Annotated in this window: 19 protein-coding genes and 2 riboswitches; of the genes, 13 read left to right on the top strand and 6 right to left on the bottom strand. The window is 42.2% G+C overall.

Annotated elements, in window-relative coordinates; translation table 11 throughout:
* The first annotated feature begins 106 nt into the window (after positions 1–106).
* Positions 107–898 carry a radical SAM protein gene (locus G631_RS0107325; RefSeq protein WP_242829075.1) on the top strand — a complete coding sequence of 264 codons (792 nt, stop codon included), beginning with the start codon at positions 107–109 and terminating at the stop codon, positions 896–898.
* Between the two features lie 161 nt (positions 899–1059).
* Here G631_RS0107325 and G631_RS0107320 read toward each other — a convergent pair whose 3' ends face one another.
* From G631_RS0107320 to typA, 3 genes are all read right to left on the bottom strand, one after another.
* A complete protein-coding gene (locus G631_RS0107320) occupies positions 1060–3801 on the bottom strand; it encodes a transglycosylase domain-containing protein (protein ID WP_026488900.1) in 2742 nt (913 codons plus the stop codon).
* 797 nt (positions 3802–4598) lie between these two features.
* Positions 4599–5231 (bottom strand): YigZ family protein, encoded by a 633-nt coding sequence (locus tag G631_RS0107315; RefSeq protein ID WP_035789478.1) that lies wholly within the window; start codon positions 5229–5231, stop codon positions 4599–4601.
* Between the two features lie 131 nt (positions 5232–5362).
* The gene (gene typA / locus G631_RS0107310) at positions 5363–7192 is read right to left on the bottom strand and encodes a translational GTPase TypA (RefSeq protein ID WP_026488898.1); all 1830 of its coding nucleotides are present in this window, start codon (positions 7190–7192) and stop codon (positions 5363–5365) included.
* Between the two features lie 185 nt (positions 7193–7377).
* Positions 7378–7549, top strand: a riboswitch (Lysine riboswitch).
* Between the two features lie 113 nt (positions 7550–7662).
* On the opposite strand from typA, the gene dapA reads away from it, so the two are divergent.
* From dapA to hisA, 3 genes are all read left to right on the top strand, one after another.
* Positions 7663–8547: a 4-hydroxy-tetrahydrodipicolinate synthase gene (gene dapA, locus G631_RS0107300; RefSeq protein WP_026488896.1), complete on the top strand. Its 885-nt coding sequence runs from the start codon at positions 7663–7665 to the stop codon at positions 8545–8547.
* 70 nt (positions 8548–8617) lie between these two features.
* Entirely contained in the window at positions 8618–9373 is a 756-nt protein-coding gene (dapB, locus tag G631_RS0107295) for a 4-hydroxy-tetrahydrodipicolinate reductase (RefSeq protein WP_026488895.1), read from the top strand.
* A gap of 30 nt (positions 9374–9403) precedes the next feature.
* On the top strand, positions 9404–10234 hold the full coding sequence (gene hisA / locus G631_RS0107290) for a phosphoribosylformimino-5-aminoimidazole carboxamide ribotide isomerase (protein WP_026488894.1): 831 nt from the start codon (positions 9404–9406) through the stop codon (positions 10232–10234).
* Positions 10235–10393: 159 nt separating this feature from the next.
* Here hisA and G631_RS0107285 read toward each other — a convergent pair whose 3' ends face one another.
* On the bottom strand, positions 10394–10594 hold the full coding sequence (locus tag G631_RS0107285) for a cold-shock protein (RefSeq protein WP_013281837.1): 201 nt from the start codon (positions 10592–10594) through the stop codon (positions 10394–10396).
* Between the two features lie 204 nt (positions 10595–10798).
* Here G631_RS0107285 and G631_RS0107280 point away from each other — a divergent pair, with 204 nt between their 5' ends.
* On the top strand, positions 10799–11086 hold the full coding sequence (locus G631_RS0107280) for a YerC/YecD family TrpR-related protein (RefSeq protein WP_026488893.1): 288 nt from the start codon (positions 10799–10801) through the stop codon (positions 11084–11086).
* 80 nt (positions 11087–11166) lie between these two features.
* On the opposite strand, the gene G631_RS18425 is transcribed toward G631_RS0107280, so the two are convergent.
* Both G631_RS18425 and G631_RS0107270 read right to left on the bottom strand, forming a co-directional pair.
* Positions 11167–11628 (bottom strand): bactofilin family protein, encoded by a 462-nt coding sequence (locus tag G631_RS18425; protein WP_051196989.1) that lies wholly within the window; start codon positions 11626–11628, stop codon positions 11167–11169.
* A gap of 15 nt (positions 11629–11643) precedes the next feature.
* On the bottom strand, positions 11644–12426 hold the full coding sequence (locus tag G631_RS0107270; protein ID WP_026488892.1) for a murein hydrolase activator EnvC family protein: 783 nt from the start codon (positions 12424–12426) through the stop codon (positions 11644–11646).
* Positions 12427–12569: 143 nt separating this feature from the next.
* Positions 12570–12796: riboswitch (cobalamin riboswitch) on the top strand.
* Positions 12797–12991: 195 nt separating this feature from the next.
* Between G631_RS0107270 and G631_RS18420 the strand changes: the two genes are divergently transcribed.
* From G631_RS18420 to G631_RS18410, 8 genes are read left to right on the top strand one after another with little or no spacing between them, the layout of a single operon-like run.
* Complete coding sequence (locus tag G631_RS18420; protein WP_330365677.1) at positions 12992–14608, top strand: sirohydrochlorin cobaltochelatase; 1617 nt, start codon at positions 12992–12994, stop codon at positions 14606–14608.
* Positions 14595–16106 carry an ABC transporter substrate-binding protein gene (locus tag G631_RS18415; RefSeq protein ID WP_051196987.1) on the top strand — a complete coding sequence of 504 codons (1512 nt, stop codon included), beginning with the start codon at positions 14595–14597 and terminating at the stop codon, positions 16104–16106. Before G631_RS18420 ends, G631_RS18415 begins: the two co-directional genes overlap by 14 nt.
* Positions 16107–16118: 12 nt before the next feature.
* A complete protein-coding gene (locus tag G631_RS0107255; RefSeq protein WP_026488891.1) occupies positions 16119–17588 on the top strand; it encodes a cobyric acid synthase in 1470 nt (489 codons plus the stop codon).
* An 11-nt stretch (positions 17589–17599) separates the two neighbouring features.
* Entirely contained in the window at positions 17600–18226 is a 627-nt protein-coding gene (locus G631_RS0107250) for a precorrin-8X methylmutase (RefSeq protein ID WP_026488890.1), read from the top strand.
* A 6-nt stretch (positions 18227–18232) separates the two neighbouring features.
* Complete coding sequence (gene cbiD / locus G631_RS0107245) at positions 18233–19381, top strand: cobalt-precorrin-5B (C(1))-methyltransferase CbiD (protein ID WP_051196985.1); 1149 nt, start codon at positions 18233–18235, stop codon at positions 19379–19381.
* Positions 19382–19412: 31 nt separating this feature from the next.
* Positions 19413–20168 carry a precorrin-4 C(11)-methyltransferase gene (gene cobM / locus G631_RS0107240; RefSeq protein WP_026488888.1) on the top strand — a complete coding sequence of 252 codons (756 nt, stop codon included), beginning with the start codon at positions 19413–19415 and terminating at the stop codon, positions 20166–20168.
* Positions 20169–20182: 14 nt separating this feature from the next.
* Complete coding sequence (locus G631_RS0107235; RefSeq protein ID WP_035789477.1) at positions 20183–21214, top strand: FecCD family ABC transporter permease; 1032 nt, start codon at positions 20183–20185, stop codon at positions 21212–21214.
* Entirely contained in the window at positions 21204–22196 is a 993-nt protein-coding gene (locus G631_RS18410; protein WP_051196983.1) for an ATP-binding cassette domain-containing protein, read from the top strand. The genes G631_RS0107235 and G631_RS18410 overlap by 11 nt, the downstream gene beginning before the upstream one ends.
* Positions 22197–22209 lie beyond the last annotated feature (13 nt).

Below are 22209 nucleotides of genomic sequence, written 5' to 3'. Positions count from 1 at the left end.
TCATAATTGCATATTGTGCCCTAGAAAATGTGGAGTGGACAGAAACTTAACTACTGGCTTTTGTAAGGTAAAAAGTGATCTATGTGTTTCGAGAGCGGCCCTTCATATGTGGGAGGAACCCTGTATTTCAGGGACATCAGGCTCTGGAACGGTTTTCTTTTCCGGTTGCAATATGGGCTGTGTCTTTTGCCAGAACAAGGCTATCAGCCGTGGGCAGACATACAAGGTTATTAGTACTGACAGGCTTGTGGATATCTTCTTTGAACTTGAGGAAAAGGGCGCCAATAATATTAATCTCGTCACAGGTGATATGTTTATCCCAACTATCAGAACTGCCATAGAAAGGGCCAAAAACAGAGGAATCAAGATCCCATTTCTTTTTAATACCTCATCCTATCTGGAGCTTGAATCTGTAAAAAGCCTGGATGGCCTTGTTGATATATATCTTCCAGATTTTAAGTATATAAGAGATGAGGACTCTGTTAGGTATAGCAGGGCACCGGGCTATGTAGAAGCAGCTAAGGCGGCCATAGAAGAGATGGTAAGACAAAGGCCTGAACCTGACTTTGTGGAAAAAGAGATATCTGGTGAAAGGATCATGACCAAGGGCGTTGTAGTAAGACATCTCTTGATGCCTGGAATGCTGATACAAGGCAAACTTATAGTGAAATATCTTTATGATAAATATGGAGATAATATATATATTAGTCTCTTGAATCAGTACACCCCTAACGGAGAACTTTCCAGATACCCTGAAATTGACCGAAAGGTAACAAAAGGGGAATATGATAGCCTTGTGGATTATGCGGCCCAAATTGGCGTTGTAAATGGCTTTATGCAGGTAGGCGAAACTGCAACAGAGAGCTTCATTCCACAATTTGATCTTGAGGGCGTATGACCCTCATCACTGACAAATGCAGGTTTTCTTAGATGTTTCCGCAGTTTTAATGCACATACTGCAGCGTAAACTTGAAGGACGGTGAGTAGTACAGCAATAGAAAATGCCATAACCCGCGATGCGGGATATGGCATTTTTTTCTTAAATAGAACGATGGCCTGTTAGTTGCCGGCAGATACATCTGCTGGAACTTCATTGACTACTGAGTCGGCTGCTGGTTGTTCAGGAGCAGGAGCTTCTGGATTGGCTGCCTGAGCTGCGGCTTGAGCTGCCTGAGCCGCTGCAATTGCTTGAGCTTGTTCCGCAGCAATTATAGCGTCAATTCCTTCCTGAGTCATGAACTCTCCAGTGTGATGGCAGGTATTAAGAACACGGACCTCATTGCCATTCTCATCAGTCACTGTAGTATAAGCCGAATTGGTCGGTGTGTAATTTACGAAGCCGGACTGTAGAGCTGCTGGAACTTCGGGGGTGAGCTCAAATACACCTGCTGTCTTAAATGGACAGAACTCTGTAGCTGGACGACCGTCGATAGCACACATAGTTCCCGCATAGTGGACATCACAGCTTTCTGTTGGAACTGTTCCTTCTTCAAAGTATTCACTCATAAGAGTTCCATTACACAAGCCTTCTATAGGAGCTTTGCCAGATCTTGAACATACAGTAGCTGTTACAATTCCGGATGGAACAGAAAAGCCAGAGTATGGAAGATCTTCGTGAATCTTGGACATGACCTTTCTCCACATTGTCTTGGAGAGATTTTTCTCAGCAGGATCACCCATGTGAGCGTTGTTGTCATAGCCAGTCCATGTAGTTGCTGTGTAGTAGTTGGTATAACCTGCAAACCATACGTCAACATAGTTTGTAGTTGTACCAGTCTTACCTGCAATAGCAGTTGTGCCAAAGTTTACTGATCCACCGGTGCCGCTTGTAACAACGTCTGACATAGCACTTGTTAAAAGAAATGCAGTTGTCTCTTTTAAAACTCTCTTAGACTTGGGCTCAGTATTATCAATGATCACATTGCCATCGTGGTCGACAATTTTAGTATATAGCTTAGGCTCAATGTATACACCACCATTAGCAATTGCTGCGTATGCGGCATTGAGCTCAATATTTTTTACACCAAAGGTAAGTCCACCAAGAGCAGTTGACTGCTGGATATCGGAGTAAACTTTACCGTTTATGACCACTCCATCAGTTATGGTAGTAAAGCCAAAATTCTTGAGGTAGTCGTATCCGAGCTGAGGAGTGATAAGTGTAAATGCCTCAACTGCAATGACGTTCATAGAATCTCTGATGGCTGTTCTTACAGTATTAAGACCTCTATATTCAGATCCCCACCAGTTTTTTACAAGAGTTCCATTATCATAGGCAAATGGGGCATCGTTAAATACAGTAGCAAGCGTGAGGCCGGCGCTGTCAATACCAGGAGCGTAGGTTGAAAGAACTTTGAAGGTAGAACCTGGCTGACGATATGCATCTGTTGCTCTGTTAAGTGTTCTGCTGGCAGTTTTCTGACCACGGCCACCTACCATGGCAACCACATATCCTGTGCTGTGATCCTCTACAGTAATAGAAACCTGAGGCTGTGGAGTAAGTGTTATCTTCTCACCAAGAACTGTGTCGCCCTCGCCCATAACATCGGCCTTGTAAGCGTCAATTGCTTCCTGGGCTGCTTCCTCAGAGGAGTAGAGCAGGTTAAAGCCTTTTATACGTTCTTTGTAATAGGACTGGTACATTTCTGTGCTATGGTTAGTCACGGTACCATCTGGGGACTGAACTGACAATTCATAGCTCAGAAGCCACTTGGTTCCTGATGGATAATTTTCTTCGTTTTGATAAACTTCATCACAAATAGCCTGGATCTTGGAATCCTGTGTTGAATAGATCTTAAGTCCACCGCTGTATAAAAGTGTATAGGCCTGAGTCTCGTTGTATCCAGCTGCTATGAGGTCATCAAGTACATCGTTAGTCAGAGCGTCTACAAAGTAAGAATTGATAGTAGAATCTCCGCCTGTCTCCTGATTGACATTCTGAATCCTGGAATATACGTCATCCTCAAGTGCTGAATCACGCTCAACTTCTGTAATGAAGCCGTACTTACACATGTCATTCAGAACCTTTTTACGTCTCTCGGCATTCTTCTCAGGATGAGTAATAGGATTGTATCTACTAGGATTCTGAGTAATAGCAGCTATACATGCGCTCTCTGAAAGAGTAAGTTCGCTACAGGATTTATTAAAGTAACGAAGAGAAGCTGCCTGAACACCTAGTGTGTTTGATCCAAGGTTGATAGTGTTCAGATAGTTGAGGAGTATTTCCTGTTTGGACATAGTCTTCTCAAGCTGAACAGCCAAGTACTGCTCCTGAATCTTACGTTTAATCTTCTGCATGGTAGCTTCATTGGTCCATCCGGAAAAGACGTTATTCTTGATGAGCTGCTGGGTTATAGTACTGGCACCCTGCGAAAAATCACCACCAGATTTAATGCCTTCAACTCCAGCTCTTATGATACCCTGGATATCGATTCCGTTATGCTCATAGAATCTGTTATCCTCAATGGCAACAAATGCATTGGCCAGATTTTCAGGAATCATATCCCAGGTTACAGGAATACGGTTGGAATCTGTAGAAACAAGCTTGGCAATCTGATTGCCATCTGTATCATATACAAATGTTGAAAAGCCTTTTGGAGTAACGCTGATATTTGTGATATCAGGCGATGTGTCTCTAATGCCATTAAACACACCAAGTCCTGCACTGGAACCAATGATAACTGTTCCAATCATCAGGGAAAGAGCTGCATAAAGGCCAAAAAGAGAAATCTTTTTACCCCATTTATCTGTACCGGAGTTAAGGGCTCTCGCCTGCGCTACGATACCTCTTTTTCCATAATTCATAAATTATCCTCGCTAAGCTTGATGCAGTTCATAGGAAGAAAGCTGCATCTGATTATAATGTCGCATACTACAACACCTTATTATAACCCCTGCGCCTGCGAAAGACAAATTTTAGGTCCACCTCCCATTTACAGTTGCGGGGAGAATCCCCTGCTCCTCCGAGTAAGTGTGGAACGATATTCATGAGAGTTTTTTTCGTCTGTGTAAGGAGGGTGTATTCATGAGACTTCTGGAAGGTCATAAGAATTCTGCTTCGGTTCAACATGTCCGAGCGCCAATGGGCAGCTTTTTACTCACGCCAGTTTCCGTAGTGCTCGTCACTGACAAATGCAGATTTTCTTAGATGTTTACGCAGTTTTTCTTTTAATGCGCATGCTGCAGCTAAAACTTGCAGGACGGGAAGTAATATTACAATAGAAAATGCCATCGCCCGTGATACGGGCCTATAAAAGAAATACGACATCAACTTCTTCAAGCGAGCTTGGAAGATTGATGTCGTATTTCTTTTAGGCGCAAGGCGCCAAATGGCATTTTCTTATAAAGATAAATATCCCCGTCCTGCTTCAGACAACGCTTCGCATGCGCGGGAAAAACTGCTGTGGAAACATTAGAAAATTGCATTTGCCAGAAAAGACTCGCATAGGAAACTGGTCGATTCGCAAGCGCTGCCCTGGCGCGAGTTTTGAACCGTAGAATTCTTATGTCTCTTCCAGAAGTCCATGAATATCCGAACTGAAGCCGACGAAAAAACTTTCTGAATGAGTGATCGCACTTACTCGGAGCGGCAGGGAGGTGGCTTAGAGGAGGTAGTAGCCTTTGTCACCTTCTGAGATCTGGATCTGACCTTCACATTTCTGGATGAGACCAGCTGTGATGCGGGAAATGTCGGACTCTCTTACACATATATCGAACTGGACATCAGCTTCGTAGCGGGAGTCTGCGATAGGAATCTCATTCTGAGACAGATAGTACTGGACATTGTTGATCATGTTGTAACCAACTGTAAGAGTTAGCTTCTGAGCGTAGGTCATGACACCAATCTCAGAGGCTGCAAGCCCTGCCTGGGCAGACTGAGTGTAGGCGCGAACAAGGCCGCCAGTTCCTAAAAGAACGCCGCCAAAGTATCTTGTGACTATGATCAGGGTATTGGTAAGTTCTGCACCATTTATTACTTCCAAAATAGGTTTGCCTGCAGTGCCAGAGGGTTCGCCATTATCACTGCACTTAGTGTTCTCGCCATTTGGGCCGATGACATAGGCATAGCAGTTGTGCTTGGCATCCCAGTATTTCTTGGAAATTTCAGCAATTTTGGCCTCTGCATCCTGCTGACTTTCTACGGAAAAGACATTGGCAATAAAGCGGGATTTCTTTTCCACAATCTCGCCTGTTCCTTCTGAAGTTATTATCTTGTAGGATTCTCTTTCACTCATGGGCTTAATTATACAGACTTAAAAGTAAAATTCAAGGATTATGAGAGCTGGGGAAAGTAATGACAAAAAAGGCTGCCGCACTAAAAAGTACGACAGCCTGGGATATATCTTGTTGAGCCATATTCTGGCAATTATTTCTTGAAGCTTGCTCTCTTACGAAGTGTAGGATCAAGAATTCTCTTACGGATACGAAGGCTTGTAGGTGTTACCTCAAGGAGCTCATCGTTGTCGATGAATTCGATACACTGCTCAAGAGACATAACACGAGGTGGAACAAGTCTAAGAGCTTCATCTGAAGAAGAAGTTCTTGTGTTTGTGAGGTGCTTGGTCTTACATACGTTAACCTCAACGTCCTCACTCTTTCCGCTGGTTCCGATAACCATACCTGAGTATACCTTGTCACCAGTCTTGATAAAGAGAGTACCACGGTCCTGAGCATTGAAAAGACCATAAGCAGTAGCTTCTCCAGTCTCGAATGCGATAACAGAACCAGTCTTACGATAGTTCATATCTCCCTTGTATGGAGCATATCCGTCAAAAATGGTATTGATGATACCATTACCCTTTGTATCTGTCATGAACTCACCTCTATATCCGATAAGCCCACGTGATGGGATGTTGAACTCAAGACGAGTGTAGCCACCGTTTCCGGCACCCATATTTACGAGTTCGCCCTTTCTCTCGCCAAGCTTCTGGATAACGCTTCCTGAGAATTCATCAGGTACATCAATGTAGCATTTCTCCATAGGCTCAAGTTTGTGACCAGCTTCATCTGTATGATAGATAACCTCAGCCTTGCTGACTGCAAACTCAAAGCCCTCACGACGCATAGTCTCGATAAGAACTGAGAGATGAAGCTCACCACGGCCAGATACCTTGAAGGTCTCAGTTGTATCTGTATCTTCTACACGGAGAGATACGTCTGTATTAAGCTCTCTATAAAGTCTGTCACGAAGGTGACGGCTTGTTACGAACTTACCTTCCTGACCAGCAAGAGGAGAGTCATTAACAATGAAATTCATTGAAATTGTAGGCTCAGAAATCTTCTGGAATGGGATAGCAACCTGATTGTCAACTGAGCAGATTGTATCACCAATCTTAAGATCCTCGATACCAGAAATAGCAACGATAGATCCAATCTTGGCTTCCTGAACCTCTACTCTTCCAAGTCCATCATACTCATAGAGCTTGCTGATCTTGGTCTTGATACGTCTATCAGGCTCATGGTGGTTAACAACAACAACTTCCTGGTTAACCTTAACAACACCGTTATCAACCTTACCTACACCGATACGTCCTACATACTCGTTGTAATCGATTGTGCTGATAAGAACCTGTGTGCTGGAATCTGGATCACCAACAGGAGCTGGGATGTAGTTGATAATAGTATCAAGAAGAGGCTTCATATCTGTGCCCTGCTCATCCATTGAGAGGGAAGATGTTCCTGCCTTGGCTGATGCAAATACAAATGGGCAATCAAGCTGATTGTCATCTGCGCCAAGGTCCATGAGAAGCTCAAGTACTTCGTCAATAACTTCCTTAGGTCTTGCCTCTGGTCTGTCAATCTTGTTGATACAAACGATAACTGGAAGACCAAGATCCATAGCCTTACCAAGAACGAACTTAGTCTGTGGCATAGGGCCTTCAAAAGCGTCAACAACAAGGATAACGCCATTTACCATCTTGAGTACTCGCTCAACCTCGCCACCGAAATCAGCATGGCCTGGAGTGTCAATAACGTTGATCTTGATGTCTTTGTATGTGATAGCAGTATTCTTGGACATGATGGTGATTCCACGCTCTTTCTCGATATCGCCGGAATCCATTACACGTTCAACAACTTCCTGACCAGCGCGGAAAACACCGCTCTGACGAAGGAGCCCATCTACAAGAGTTGTCTTACCATGGTCAACGTGGGCAATGATAGCTACGTTTCTTACATCATTTCTAGTCTGCTTCATAAATCTTTTTATCTCCTTAATATAGAAAAAACCCATTACATTTCAAACTAGTGAATTGTAGCACGCGTCTATATATTGGTCAACCAAAAAAATTATAAACTCATAATGACATCTTTATAGGAAAAAATGCCACTGTATTGACAAAAACTTGACAGCGGTTGTACTATTTAAAAAACAAACATAAGACTTTAGATAGAGGTTGCGTATTTAATGAGTAACTACGTGGATGTGTCAGGCACAGTAGAAGCGTTGTGGAAGGTAAATATGCCGAAAGGTCTGATTCCTGTAGATCAGATGCTTGGGCATGCAGTTAATAGCTGCATGACTGTCATCGCAAGATGGGGCGCTATCAAATTCATTCTTATATTAGTTACTGGGAATAGGATTTTGTAATGGCTCATCAGATATATCTGCTGAGCCATTTTTACGGTTTTAAACTATGCTAAAGTCTGCATTCTAAGGAGGATAACATGGCAATTTTTAAGGGAGCAGGAGTAGCTATCGCAACTCCATTTAAGGAAAACGGAGAAGTTAATTATGATGAGTTTGCAAGACTCATTGAATTTCAGATTGAGAATGGAACAGACGCTATTATCGTGTGCGGAACTACTGGTGAAGCTGCAACAATGTCGGAAAAAGAGCATATGGATGTAGTTAAATTCTGTATAGATAAGGTCAATAAGAGAATTCCTGTTATTGCAGGAACTGGCTCTAATTGCACACAGACAGCTATAGAGCTCTCACAGCTTGCACAGGAGTACGGAGCAGATGGAGTTCTCTGCGTAACTCCTTATTACAATAAGGCTACTCAGAAGGGGCTTATCCAGCATTTCACAGCCATTGCCAATGCTATCAGTATTCCTATGATCCTGTATAATGTGCCTAGCAGAACTGGCTGCAACATTCTTCCTGAGACTGTGGTAGAACTGTGCAGAACTTGCAAGAACATTGTTGGTATCAAGGACGCTACAGGTAATATCGCTCAGACATCACTTATGATGCAGCTTGCAGAAGGCAGCGTAGATCTTTACTCAGGCAATGATGATGAAATCGTACCTATTATGTCTGTTGGAGGACTTGGTGTTATCTCTGTCCTTTCAAATGTAGCTCCCAGACAAACACATGAAATATGTCAGAAGTGCCTTGAGGGTGATTTTGCATCAGCAAGACAGCTTCAGTTCAAGGCTCTTCCTCTTGTGAAGGCTCTTTTCTCTGAGGTTAACCCAATTCCAGTAAAGAGCGCACTTAAGATGATTGGCTTTGAGGCTGGCCCACTTCGTCTTCCTCTTACAGAGATGGAGGAGACACACAGATCAGCACTTGAGGCTGAGATGAAGAAATTCGGACTTATCTGATAATGACAAGAACAAAGTGGACAATGCTTAGCAGAAAAAAGCTAATACGATAGAAGAGAGGAAATAAGCGATGACTAAAATGATCATGCATGGCTGCAATGGCCGTATGGGACATGTTATTGTAGATTTGGTAAAAGAGGATGAAGATATCCAGGTAGTTGCCGGAGTAGATGCTTTTGGCGAGAATAATTATGAATTTCCTGTTTTTAAGAGCCTTTCTGAGTGTAATGTTGAGGCTGATGTAATTGTTGATTTTTCTAATGCTTCTGCTGTAGATGGACTTCTTGATCATGCAGTGGCAAAGGGAATTCCAGTTGTTTTGTGCTCTACAGGCCTTTCAAAGGAGCAGCTAGCCAAGGTAGAGGAGGCTTCTTCCAAGGTGGCAATCCTTCGTTCTGCCAATATGTCAGTTGGAGTTAATGCTCTCTTAAAGGTACTTAAAGAGGTTTCACCTCTTTTTGCAGAGGCTGGCTTTGATATCGAAATTGTTGAAAAGCATCATAATCAGAAACTTGATGCGCCTTCAGGAACAGCTATTGCTCTTGCAGATGCTATCAATGAGTCCTTTGATGACAAGTACGAATATACCTATGACAGGAGCCAGAGAAGAGAAAAACGCCGCCCCAAGGAAATTGGTATTTCTGCAGTAAGAGGTGGTACAATCGTAGGTGATCACGATGTTATCTTCGCTGGCCATGATGAAGTTGTGACATTCTCACACAGGGCCTATTCCAGAGCTATCTTTGGAAAAGGAGCCATCACAGCAGCCAAGTTCCTTGCTGGAAAGCCAGCTGGAATGTATGATATGGCTGATGCGCTTGCATAATGATGATAAACAGCGGGGGAGGAGCCAAAAGTGAGATTCAGACCTTGCATTGACATACATAATGGAAAAGTTAAACAGATTGTTGGAAGTAGCCTTCAGGATGCTGGAGAAAAGGCAACTGAAAACTTCTCGTCCTTGAAGAAAGCTGACTTTTATGCCCGAATGTATCGCGAAATGGGACTTTGTGGCGGACATATAATAATGTTAAATCCAGTAGAAAGTCCCTACTATGAGAGCACAAAGAGACAAGCCCTTGCAGCACTGTCTGCTACACCTGGACTCCTACAGATTGGTGGAGGAATAAATAGTGACAATGCTCAGGATTTTTTGGATGCTGGTGCATCTCACGTTATTGTTACTTCCTATGTCTTTAAAAATGGAAAGATAAATAAGACCAATCTTAAAAGACTAGTAAAAGCTGTAGGCAAGGAACATATTGTTCTGGATCTTTCCTGCAAAGCTGCTCTTGTGGATAAAGATGGAAATCCTGTAGAAATACAAACTACAGATACAGCTGATAATAGCAAAAAATATTTTGTTGTTACAGATCGCTGGCAGAAGATGACAAGTGTTGAGCTAAATAAGGAAACTCTTGATGATCTTTCTCAGTACTGCGACGAATTTCTGATCCATGCTGCTGACGTCGAGGGCAAGCAAAACGGTGTAGAAGAGAATGTTGTGAGAATACTTGGAGACTGGGGCAGGATTCCTGTAACTTATGCAGGCGGAGTACATACAATAGAGGATATCGGAATAGTCAGGAAACTTGGAAAAAACAGAGTGGATATCACTGTGGGAAGCGCACTTGATATTTTCGGTGGAAGTTTAAAAATAGATGAAGTGATAAAGAGTTGTATTTAAAGAAAAAAGTTTCTAAATTCGTTAGGTCAAAAAAGCCATCCGGTTTGCACCAGATGGCTTTTGTTGATTAATCATTGTTACAATCTTGCGAATTCAATATATATATATTAGAATAAGGCACTTTGTAGTCTGATTAAATTAGCTCTGAATTACCTTGGATCAAAGCTTGTTAACGTTTACGGCCTGAGGTCCCTTTTCGCCCTGGATTACATCATACTCTACAGAAGCACCCTCTTCGAGAGACTTGAAACCTTCCATGTTGAGTCCTGAATAGTGTACGAATACATCATTTCCAGCCTCGTCAGAGATGAAACCGTAACCCTTCTGGTTGTTGAACCACTTAACAGTACCTTTGTTCATTGTAATACCTCCACTAAAAATAAAAAAATAATCGTTCTGTTGTACTATGACAACAAAACTAGATTATCACATATAAGTGCAAAAGTAAAGGCGAAAAAACACTTTACTTTACTGGTTCAGAGTGATAAAATGTTTAAGCACGAAAGTATTTTATACGGAATACAGAGAAAATTATGGCGAAAATAAAATCAAGGAGACTTACGTATGAATAAGAAAATCAGAACAGATGCAGTTGATCACCTGTTTAGCGCTATACTATGCCTTCAGAATAAGGAAGAGTGTTATAGTTTTTTTGAAGATCTTTGTACAGTAAACGAACTTTTATCTTTATCACAGAGATTTGAAGTTGCTTCTATGCTTAGGGATCACAAGACTTATCTTGAGATTGCTGAGAAAACTGGTGCGTCAACAGCTACTATCAGTAGAGTTAACCGTTCTCTTAACTACGGAGACGATGGTTATGAGCTTGTATTCGAGAGAATGCAGGATTGAGTAATTTGTATTTTAATATGCCTAAATGAAAAGTCGAGTGCCGGTCAGACACTCGACTTTTTTATCTATTATATTATAAATTATTTCTTATCTTCGTTCTTATTGTCGTCTTTTTTGGTTTCTTCGCTTTTTTCAGCAGCGGCTCTTTCCTTGGCAATTGCAGCTGAGTTCTTGTCAAGATTTGTCATTTCACATTTGCCCTGGAATACGGCATTCTCATCAATGATGATTCCCTTACAAGTAACATCTCCAAAAACCTTGCCAGTATCGCTGATTTCAACCTTGCCCTGAGGAGAAGTAATATTTCCGTTTATTGTTCCTGCTACATAGACGTTCATGGCTGAAACTGTTCCATCAATTCTTGCTTCCTGACCAACAATAAGTGCGCCACTGATAGTGACATTACCTTTTACAGTGCCATCGATTCGCGTGGAATCCTTGGTGGTAAGAGGACCGTCAATAACCGCACCTGGACCGATTATAGTTCCAACCTGCTCCAGAGCTGATTCGATAGTCGCAGCTTCTTTCTTGTTTCCAAACATTTTTTTTCCTCCGTTTTATCCGTTAATCTCAATTAACTCTTCTGGATCAATATATTTGCCGTCCTGCTGAAGCTGATATCCAAGGGAAGTATTGTGTTCACCCACAACAAAAATGATGTCGCCCTTGTCTATGGAGCTTCCCTCTGTTACCAGGGGATCGCCGGCATTTCTATAAATGGAAATGTAACCATTGCCGTGGTCGATTGAAACCATATTGCCAAACTTGGCATCAGTAGTAACACTAAGCACTGTTCCTGTTCCGGAAGCTATAACGTTGCTGCCTTCCCCAGCTGTGAACATGACAATTGGGTTGCCTGTAGCAGAATCCTTGTTGTCATCTGTAAGCTCAGTAATAGTAGTAGAGTTGGTGTCGTCAACTGCGCTTGTCATAGAAGCTGTTCCTGAAAGAGGAAAACCTGTAGGCATAGCAAGAGCCTGTGCCTCCTCCGCAGAAATCTGTTCATCTTCAAGCCTCTTATTGATTGCAGCAGAGAGCTGTTCTACCTCCGTCTGCAATTTATCATTATCGGCAGCTAAAGAACTGTTTTCTTCTGTAAGTTCCTGTATCTCCGCGCTCTGCCGTGACTGCATGTCTCTCAGCGAACTAATTGTTATAGCAGAATAGATAATGTAGCATACGATTGCCAGGGCTATAACAAAACATGAGTACGCAAGCAGCTGAGTCTTGAAATGATTGAGATGCAAACGCTTGGTGCTGCCGTCTGAATCTCCAGATATGATCATAAAGGTATAATGACGTTTATGCCTATGTTTTTTAGGCTTGATATCTTTGCTCATATAAACCTCCGACTAACATCACATTTTACCATAACAACCGTCATTCATGCAACAATTTACGCTTGGACGTACAAATGCCTGACTTATCAAGAAAGTTTTGGCCGGTCTACCCTAATCAGGGGTTATGTGTTATTATGACTTTATAATTTAATAAGGCGGAAGGTGTCTGCAGTCAGGATTTTTCTGATGTGCAGATGAAAAGGGAAGCGGGTGTAAGTCCCGCACGATCTCGTCACCGTGATTCGTTGGCTTTTGCCAGCAGCTCTTTATAACCACTGGGAATACGCAAATAGTATCCTGGGAAGGGAAGATGCTGCGTCTTAAATGACAAACGATCAGCCGGGAGACCTGCCTGTCGCTGTACAAAGGGTGCTATCTTATGAGAGCAGCCAAGGTCACGAGGAATTGACTGTACGAAGCCATTTAGCAAAAGATGTATGTCTTTTGCTGTTAGTTTTGTGCGCTTAATATGCGCATTTGATATGGATGCTTTGTAGGAGAATCTCGTGATGAGGTTCTCTTTTTTCTTATGTAAATATGCACCCAAAAAAGGAGGCAAATTATTATGAAAAAAAATCTAGTAGCAATGATGCTGACAGCTACACTTGCATTTGGCTTGTGCGCTTGTAATGGCTCACAGCCTGCAGAAAGTGTGGAGAGTAGCACAGTAGCAGAAAGTAGTGTAGAAGAGGCAAGTGTAGCAGAGACTACTCCTGCAGAAAATGCAGACCAGGCAGCTCTTGAAGATGGAGTATACGATGCCAGCTTTACAACAGATGGTTCCATGTTCCATATAAATGAAGCATATGGCGACCAGGGCCTTTTAACTGTTGCAAACGGTGAGATGACCATACACATTACACTTCCTTCCAAGAACATAGTTAATCTTTTCCCTGGCACAGCAGAAGATGCCCAGAAGGAGGGTGCAGTTCTTCTTGAACCTACTACTGATACAGTAAAATATGAAGACGGAACAACAGAGGAAGTATACGGCTTTGATGTTCCGGTTCCAGCAATTGACCAGGAGTTTGACCTTGCCCTTATCGGCACAAAAGAAAAATGGTATGACCATAAGGTAAAGGTTTCAAACGTTAAACCACATGAGGGAGATGACGATCAGGCTATGGCAGACCATGTAGCAGATCTTATTGATGCAATCTACGTTCAGGAATGGACTGAGGATACAGAAAAGCAGTGCAAAGAGGCAAAAGAGGCATGGGATGCACTTACAGATGAGCAAAAAGAGCTTGTCGAGGGAGAAAGCGCAGATCCTGACTACTTTGGAAGAGATACAGGAGATGCTTCCAAGGATGATCCTCTTAATGCTGATGATATCGGAGAAAAAGAGATACTTGTAGTAAGCTTTGGTACTTCTTTTAACGACAGCAGAGCTAATGATATTGGTGGTATTGAGAAGGCAATAGCCAAGGCATATCCTGACTGGTCAGTAAGAAGAGCGTTTACAGCCCAGATTATCATCAATCACGTACTTGCAAGAGATGGCGAGAAGATCGATAACGTTGATCAGGCTCTTCAGAGAGCAGTGGACAACGGCGTAAAGACACTTGTGATTCAGCCTACTCACCTTATGCATGGTGCAGAATATGACGAGCTTTGCGCAACACTCAAGGATTATGAAGATAAGATTGAGACAGTAGTTATTGCACAGCCACTTCTTGGTGAGGTTGGAAAAGATGCGACTGTGATCAATGAGGATAAAGAGACAGTTGCCAAGGCTATTACTGATGCAGCAGTAAAGGAAGCTGGATTTGCAAGCCTTAAGGATGCTGCTGATGCTGGAACAGCTTTTGTATTTATGGGACATGGCACATCACATACTGCCAAGATTACTTATTCACAGATGCAGACTCAGATGGATGAACTTGGCTATGAGAACGTATTTATCGGAACAGTTGAGGGAGAACCAGAAGAGACAGAGCTTTCACAGGTTATTGATAAGGTTAAGGAAGCAGGATACAAGAAGGTAGTTCTTCGTCCTCTTATGGTTGTTGCAGGTGACCATGCTAATAATGACATGGCAGGAGATGAGGAAGATTCATGGAAGAGCAGCTTTGAAGCAGATGGCTCTTTTGAAAGCGTAGATTGTCAGATTTCAGGACTTGGAAGAATTGAAGAAGTTCAGAAATTATATGTGGAGCATACAGGAAGTGTACTTAAATAAAAAAAACTATAAGTTTATCTTATTGTTTTTGGCCATGCTTGTTTGCTTGTGGGGATGCGGCAGAATTCCAGATGGGGAATATGCCGCATCTGTTACTCTTACGGGAGGAAGCGGAAAGGCTTACATTGAAAGCCCCTGCAAGATAGAGGTCAAAAATGGACAAATGACTGCGGATATTGTATTTAGCAGTCCAAATTATGATTATATGATAGTAAGCGGCAAGACTTATTCTCCCGTCAATGAGGAAGGAAACTCTGAATTTATTATCCCTGTGGTCCTTGATAAAGAAATGCAGGTTCAGGCAGACACTACTGCTATGAGTTCGCCGCATCTTATAGATTACACACTTACTTTTTCTCTGGTGGAAGAGGATGCGGCTATTGAAGATAGTAAGGAAGACAACGCCCTTAAGACTAATGCTTCAGAGAAAGACAGGCTTGAAAGTCTGAATGCCCCTGTGCTAGAAGGGTATAGTCTTTTATCAAGTGATGAAAATGACTATGCTCAGGGTTTTAGAATACACAGGTATGAAAAAGATATAGCCATGATAACTGTGGATGATGGCAGAAAGTATCTGATACTTCCTGAGGGCGTAAAGTGCCCGGACAAGCTTCCTTCTGACACTACTGTGATAAAAAGGCCACTTTCTGATATATATCTGGCCGCTACCGGGGCAATGTGCCATTTTGACAGCCTTGGTGCTACCTATCTTGTCAGCCTTTCAAGCATTCAGGAAAAAGACTGGTACATCGCTTCTGCAAAAGAGGCAATGGAAAATGGAAGTCTTATCTATGGAGGCAAGTATAATGCCCCTGATTATGAGATGATCCTGGAAAAGAAAATACAGCTGGCTATAGAAAATACTATGATCCTTCATGCTCCAAAGGTCTTAGAGAGACTTGAAGATCTGGAAATACCAGTTTTTATAGACAGGTCAAGTTACGAAAATGAACCCTTGGGAAGACTTGAGTGGATCAGGGTATATGGGCTTTTAGCAGATAAAGAAAAAGAGGCTGGGGAATTTTTTGACCAGCAGAAGCAACTTGTGGAGAGCCTTGATAAAAGCGGCACTTCCGAGAAAAAGGTTGCAGTGTTTTCTGTCAATTCCAATCATCAGATAGTTACAAGAAAAGGAAATGACTACTTATCAAAAATGATAGAGCAGGCAGGCGGCGAGTATCTGTCACCTGTGGAAAACCAGGAAGATATGGCATCTACTCAGATGACCATAAGTGTGGAAGCTTTTTTGGCCTATGCAAAAGAAGCAGATATCCTCATATACAATGGAACAATACAAAATGCACCAACTACAATCGATGAGCTTACCTCTGTAGACAAGCTTTTTTCTCAGTTTGATGCTGTAAGAGAAGGAAACGTGTGGTATACGGATAAAGCTCTGTATCAATTTGCAGGAAAGACTGGAACTATAATCGAGAATTTGAATCAAGTTATCATGAGCCAGGAAAAAGAGACAGAGTTTTTCCATGGGCTTAACTAAGGAGATACTTAATTGGCAAAAAATCTAATGATACAAGGAACCATGTCGGGAGCGGGAAAGAGTATTCTGACAGCGGGAATGCTGAGGGTGCTATACCAGGATGGCTACAAGGTGGCCCCTTTTAAATCCCAGAACATGGCCCTTAATTCATATGTGACTATAGATGGAAAAGAGATAGGAAGGGCCCAGGCGCTTCAGGCCTTTGCCGCCCACAAAAAGCCAAGTGCCGACATGAATCCTATCCTGCTAAAACCAATGGGAGATACAACTTCCCAGGTCATAGTAGCAGGGGAGCCTGTCAGCAATATGAGAGCGGCAGACTATTTTAAGATAAAAAAAGATTTTATTCCGGACATCCTAAAAGCCTATGAAAGGCTTGCTGATGAAAATGACATAATTGTGATAGAAGGCGCAGGGAGCCCTGTTGAGATAAATTTGCGGGCAAATGATATTGTGAACATGGGACTTGCGGAACTTGTAGATGCCCCAGTTCTTCTTGCAGGAAATATAGACCCTGGCGGAGTTTTTGCCCAGCTCCTTGGAACTGTGAGCCTTATGCCGCAAAAGGAAAGGGACAGAATAAAGGGTCTTATCATAAACAAATTCAGAGGAGATGTAAAGCTTCTTGAGCCTGGACTTGAAATGTTTAAGGCCTACTGCGATATCCCCTTTGCAGGCGTAGTTCCTTATGTAAAACTAATGCTTGATGAAGAAGATAGCGTTTCAGAAAGACTTAAAACATCATCAGGCTTTAAGGGGGAAGGAAAGGTAAAAGTAGCTGTAGTGCGACTTCCCTTTATCAGCAATTACACTGACTTTTCAATATTTGATAGTGACCCGGAAATAGAAGTTATCTACACAGATTCAGAAGATGCTCTAAGCCAGGCTGATCTGATAATCCTGCCAGGAACCAAAAATACAATTGGAGATCTTAAATGGCTTAAGGAGACAGGTCTTTTTAACAGAATAAGAGATCTGGCTGAAAAGGGAAGCATTGTTGTTGGCATCTGCGGAGGTTATCAGATGCTGGGAATTAGTGTTTCTGATGAACTTGGCGCAGAGAAAAAGGGCCTGGAGGAAGGCTTATCCCTCCTTCCTGTGAGCACAGTATTTAAAAGTGAGAAGACCTTGAAGCAGGTTGAGGGAGTAGTAAAAGGCGCAGATGGAATATTTGATAGCTTAAACGGTTGTCAGATAGAAGGCTATGAGATTCACATGGGAAGCAGCATGGCTTGTAGTGATAACAAGAACCTTGTAGTTACCAAGGGAAATGTCCTTGGCTCCTATGTTCATGGAATTTTTGACAGCAGGGATTTTACAAAGAGACTTGTGGATATTGTCTGTGAACACAGAAAGCTTCCTAAAAGAGATTTTAAGCTTGAGAGCAAGAATGATATTCAGGAAAAAGAACTTGATAAGCTGGCGGATACACTAAGAGAGAGCCTTGATTGGAAGCTTATCTATAATGCGATTGGTTTATAAGGAAAAGATATATGGAGATAAAAAAGGTTTTGCCATCAGAAATAGAAAGCGAGAGCTTTAGGATAATAAGAAGTGAGCTTTCTCAGATGGGAAAAGAGATACCAGATGACATAGAACCTACTGTTGTAAGGGCGATACATACAACGGCAGACTTTGACTATGCTGATACCCTGGTATTTTCTGAAAATGTAATAAAAAAAGCCAAGGATGCCATAAGAAACGGAGCAAGTATTGTGACTGACACCAATATGGCTCTTTCAGGGATAAATAAAAAGGCTCTTTCAAAGTTTGGTGGAGAAGCTTTTTGTTTTATGGCAGATGAAGAGGTGGCACAGATAGCCAGAGAAAGGCAGGTCACAAGGGCATATGTCAGCATGGAGAAGGCATCCCAGATAGGAAAGCCTCTTATCTTTGCAATTGGAAATGCGCCAACAGCCCTTATAAGGCTAAGAGAATTGTATGATGAAAAGGGCTTTAGACCGGAACTTATAATAGGAGTCCCTGTAGGCTTTGTAAATGTAGTTGAAGCCAAGAAGCTTATCCTTGAAATGGATGTTCCTTATATTGTTAATGTGGGACGAAAGGGCGGAAGCGGGGTAGCTGCTGCTATCTGCAATTCTTTTTTGTACAATATGTGAAAAGATATGGATAATAATCTATACATTGAAAAAGACGGACAGAAATTAAGGTGCGGATACACCACTGGAAGCTGCGCAGCTGCAGCTGCTAAGGCGGCTCTTATGATGCTGATCTGTCAAAAAGAAATTAATACAGTATCTATCGTTACTCCCAAAGGGCCTAAATTTCTTGCGGAGATACTTGATATAGACAGGACAGATAGGTGCGTATCCTGCGCTGTAGTCAAGGATGGCGGAGATGATCCGGACGTTACAAGCGGGATGAAGATATATGCCAAAGTGTCCTTTCTAGAGACTTGCGAGCAGGATGTGCTAATATCCGGCGGAGAGGGGATTGGCAAGGTTACAAAGCCAGGCCTTGACCAGGCTGTCGGGGAAGCTGCCATAAATTCCATACCGCGGAAGATGATAAAGGAAAATATTAGAGAGGTCCTACAGGATAATGGCTTGTCTGATAAAGGTGTAGCTGTTGAAATAAGTGCTCCAGGCGGAGAAGAAATAGCTAAAAAGACCTTTAATCCAAAACTCGGAATTGTGGGTGGCATCTCAATTCTGGGAACAACCGGGATAGTAAAGCCTATGAGCGATGAAGCAATAGTTGCCACCATAAAGACTCAGATAAGCCAGATGAAAGCCCAAAATGAGCAGGTACTTTTGATGGCACCTGGAAACTATGGCCTTAAATTTCTAAGAGATGAATATGGAATAGAAGAGGACAAGGCTGTAATGTGTTCCAATTTTGTCTATGATACAGTGAAAATGGCAGCAGATGCGGGCTTTTCAAAGATTCTTTTCTGCGGACATTTAGGCAAACTTGTAAAGGTGTCAGGAGGAATAAAAAATACACATTCATCCTACGGAGATCACAGGATGGAAATACTTGTGGACCTGATCAAAAAGGTTTCAGGGGATGACATGAATATAGATGATCTCTGCGAAAAGGTCATGGACTGCGTTATGACAGATGAGGCTGTAAGGCTGATTACCGAGGCCGGAATAAGGGATAAGGTCTTTGATCTAATTGCAGATAATATAAAAAGAAACATGGAACTTTGGTGCGATGGAAAGCTTGCGGCAGAAGTTATAGTTTTTTCAAACGAATACACAAAGCTGACTCAGACTGACAGGGCTTTAGAGTTTGTGAAGATGGTTTAAAAAAAGTAGAAGAGTAAGAGAGGAACGGTAAATGGTTCATTTTGTGGGCGCAGGCCCTGGAGCAACTGATCTTATAACAATAAGAGGGCAGAGACTGATCAAGGAAGCAGACGTTATTATCTACGCTGGCTCTTTAGTTAATCCAGAGCTTTTAGAATATGCCAAGGATACATGCGAAATATATAATAGCGCCCTTTTATCCCTGGAAGAAGTCATTGATATCATGAAAAGGGCAGATCAAAAGAAACAGGACCTTGTAAGGCTCCACACGGGAGATCCCAGTATTTATGGAGCTATCAGAGAACAGATGGATGAACTTGATAAGCTGGGGATTGCCTATGATGATACTCCTGGAGTTAGCTCTTTTTGCGGCGCGGCAGCAGCTCTTAATCTTGAATATACCCTGCCTGGTGTAAGTCAGAGCGTCATAATAACAAGAATGGAGGGACGGACCAGGGTTCCGGAAAAAGAGTCAGTTGAGGCCTTATCAAGCCATGAGGCCACCATGGTATTTTTCTTATCTGCAGGTGATATTGAAGGGCTTTGTGCAAGACTCATAGCTTCTGGAAGAAGGGCAGATACCCCATGCGCTATTGTTTATAAGGCAACCTGGCAGGATGAAAAGAAGTTTGTTTCTACTCTTGAGAAAATACCTGATATTGCAAGAGAGCAGGGAATAAATAAAACAGCTCTAATAATAGTTGGAGACGTTGTAAGTACAGGAAACTACGAGAAGTCAAAGCTATATGACAAGGACTTTGAAACGCTTTTCAGGGGCAAAAAATAAGAAGGATTTACAGGATGACAATTAAGGAAGAAAGCAGAAAGGTTAGAAGATGTGCAGTATATCTGATGCTGGTTCTGCTGATAATTATTGCCTTTTTTATGAACTTAGGCATAGGAAATGTAAATATTCCTGTCAGGGAAATATGGAATATCATTATTGGTAATAGTCAGGGAGATGTGAATAGCACAATCATCATGGACATAAGGCTGCCAAGAGCCCTTATGGCATTTATTCTAGGTGGAGGCCTTGCGGTGTCGGGATTTCTTTTGCAGACTTACTTTTCAAATCCTATTGCAGGCCCATATATTCTTGGAATTTCCTCTGGAGCCAAGATGATGGTAGCGATAGTCCTGATCTTTATAGTGGGCAGTACTGGGAGAAGTTCAAATCTTCTTCTGGTGTCAGCTGCATTTGTGGGGGCAATTGTGACTACAAGTTTCATAATCCTCATATCAAGAGTTGTGTCCAACATGGCAGTTTTATTGGCAGCAGGCATCATGGTGGGGTATATCTGCAGTGCCATCACGGATTTTCTTATTGCCTTTGCTGACGACTCGGATATTGTTAATCTTCACAGCTGGTCCCAGGGAAGCTTTTCTGGAATAGATATGAATAGCGTATACTATGCGCTTATTCTTGTAGGGCTTATGTCAATTCTTGTGATGCTGCTTAGTAAGCCCCTTGATGCACTTAGGCTGACTGAGAACTATGCTAGAAGCCTTGGAATAAATGTAAAATTTGTAAGACTAATGGTCATACTTATTTCAAGCGTTCTTTCTGCCTGCGTTACGGCCTTTGTAGGACCAATATCTTTTATCGGAATAGCAGTTCCATTCCTTATGAGAGAGCTTCTTGCAACCTCAAGGCCTATAGTTCTGATTCCGGCATCTTTCCTTGCCGGATCAGTGTTCTGCATGTTTAGTGACCTTCTTGCAAGACAGCTTTTTGCGCCCACAGAGCTTAATATTTCTGCAGTCACATCACTATTTGGAGCGCCAATAGTTATTTATATGATAGTTAGGAGACATGGACGAAATGAGGCTTGAAAAGGTTTCAGCAGGCTACGGACGTAAGGTTGTAGTCAGAGATGTAAATATAGATATAAGGCAGGGAGAGATCATATGCCTGATAGGGCCAAATGGCGGTGGCAAATCTACGCTACTAAAGAGCATAAACGGAAGCCTCTCTCTTATAGAGGGAGAGGTCTATCTTGACCTTAGGAAATTGTCTTCTCTATCAGCCAAAGAAATCTCCAAAGAGCTTTCAATAGTAACAACAGAGAGAATACGCCCTCAGCTTATGACCTGCAAAGATGTGGTCCTATCAGGGAGACTTCCTTTTACAGATGGCTTTGGAAGGTATGGAAAAGAAGATCTTGCCATTGTGGAAGAGGTTCTTGAAACCATGAAGATAAAAAAGCTGTCAGATACCCCTTATGATGCACTAAGTGACGGACAGAAGCAGAGATGCCTTATAGCAAGAGCTATATGCCAGAAACCTAAATACCTTGTGATGGATGAACCAACCTCATATATGGATATCAGGCACAGAATGGAGCTTATGGATGTTGTAAGAAAGCTTGCAAAAGAAAAGGTGACAATAATAATGTCGCTCCATGAAATAGAACTTGCTCTTGATGTGGCAGACAGACTCCTTCTTGTCTATGAGGATGGACACGTAGCGATAGAAGAGCCGAAAAATGTTCTTGAAAAAGCTCTTATAAAAGACCTGTATGGACTTGACGATGACAAGTATAAAAAAATCCTGAAGGGCTTTGATAAGGATGATATAAAGCGCCATAGTGCATGCTTTGTGAATGATAAGTGCGAGTATTTCCCATGTCATGACCTTCCAAGGGAGAGGTTTAACTGCCTGTTCTGTTATTGTCCTTTATACACTATAAAGGACTGTGGAGGAACCTACAGCTACACTGAAAAAGGCATAAAAAACTGCATGGATTGTACCTTCCCTCATGAGAGAGATAACTATGGCAAGGTAATAAAAAAGCTCAAGGAAGAAATGTTCTAAAGGAAAAACGGAG

The organism is Butyrivibrio sp. XBB1001 (assembly GCF_000424505.1).
GTDB lineage: Bacteria > Bacillota > Clostridia > Lachnospirales > Lachnospiraceae > Butyrivibrio.
Note: the sequence above shows the minus strand (reverse complement) of the source record. Positions and strands in the feature narration are given on the sequence as shown.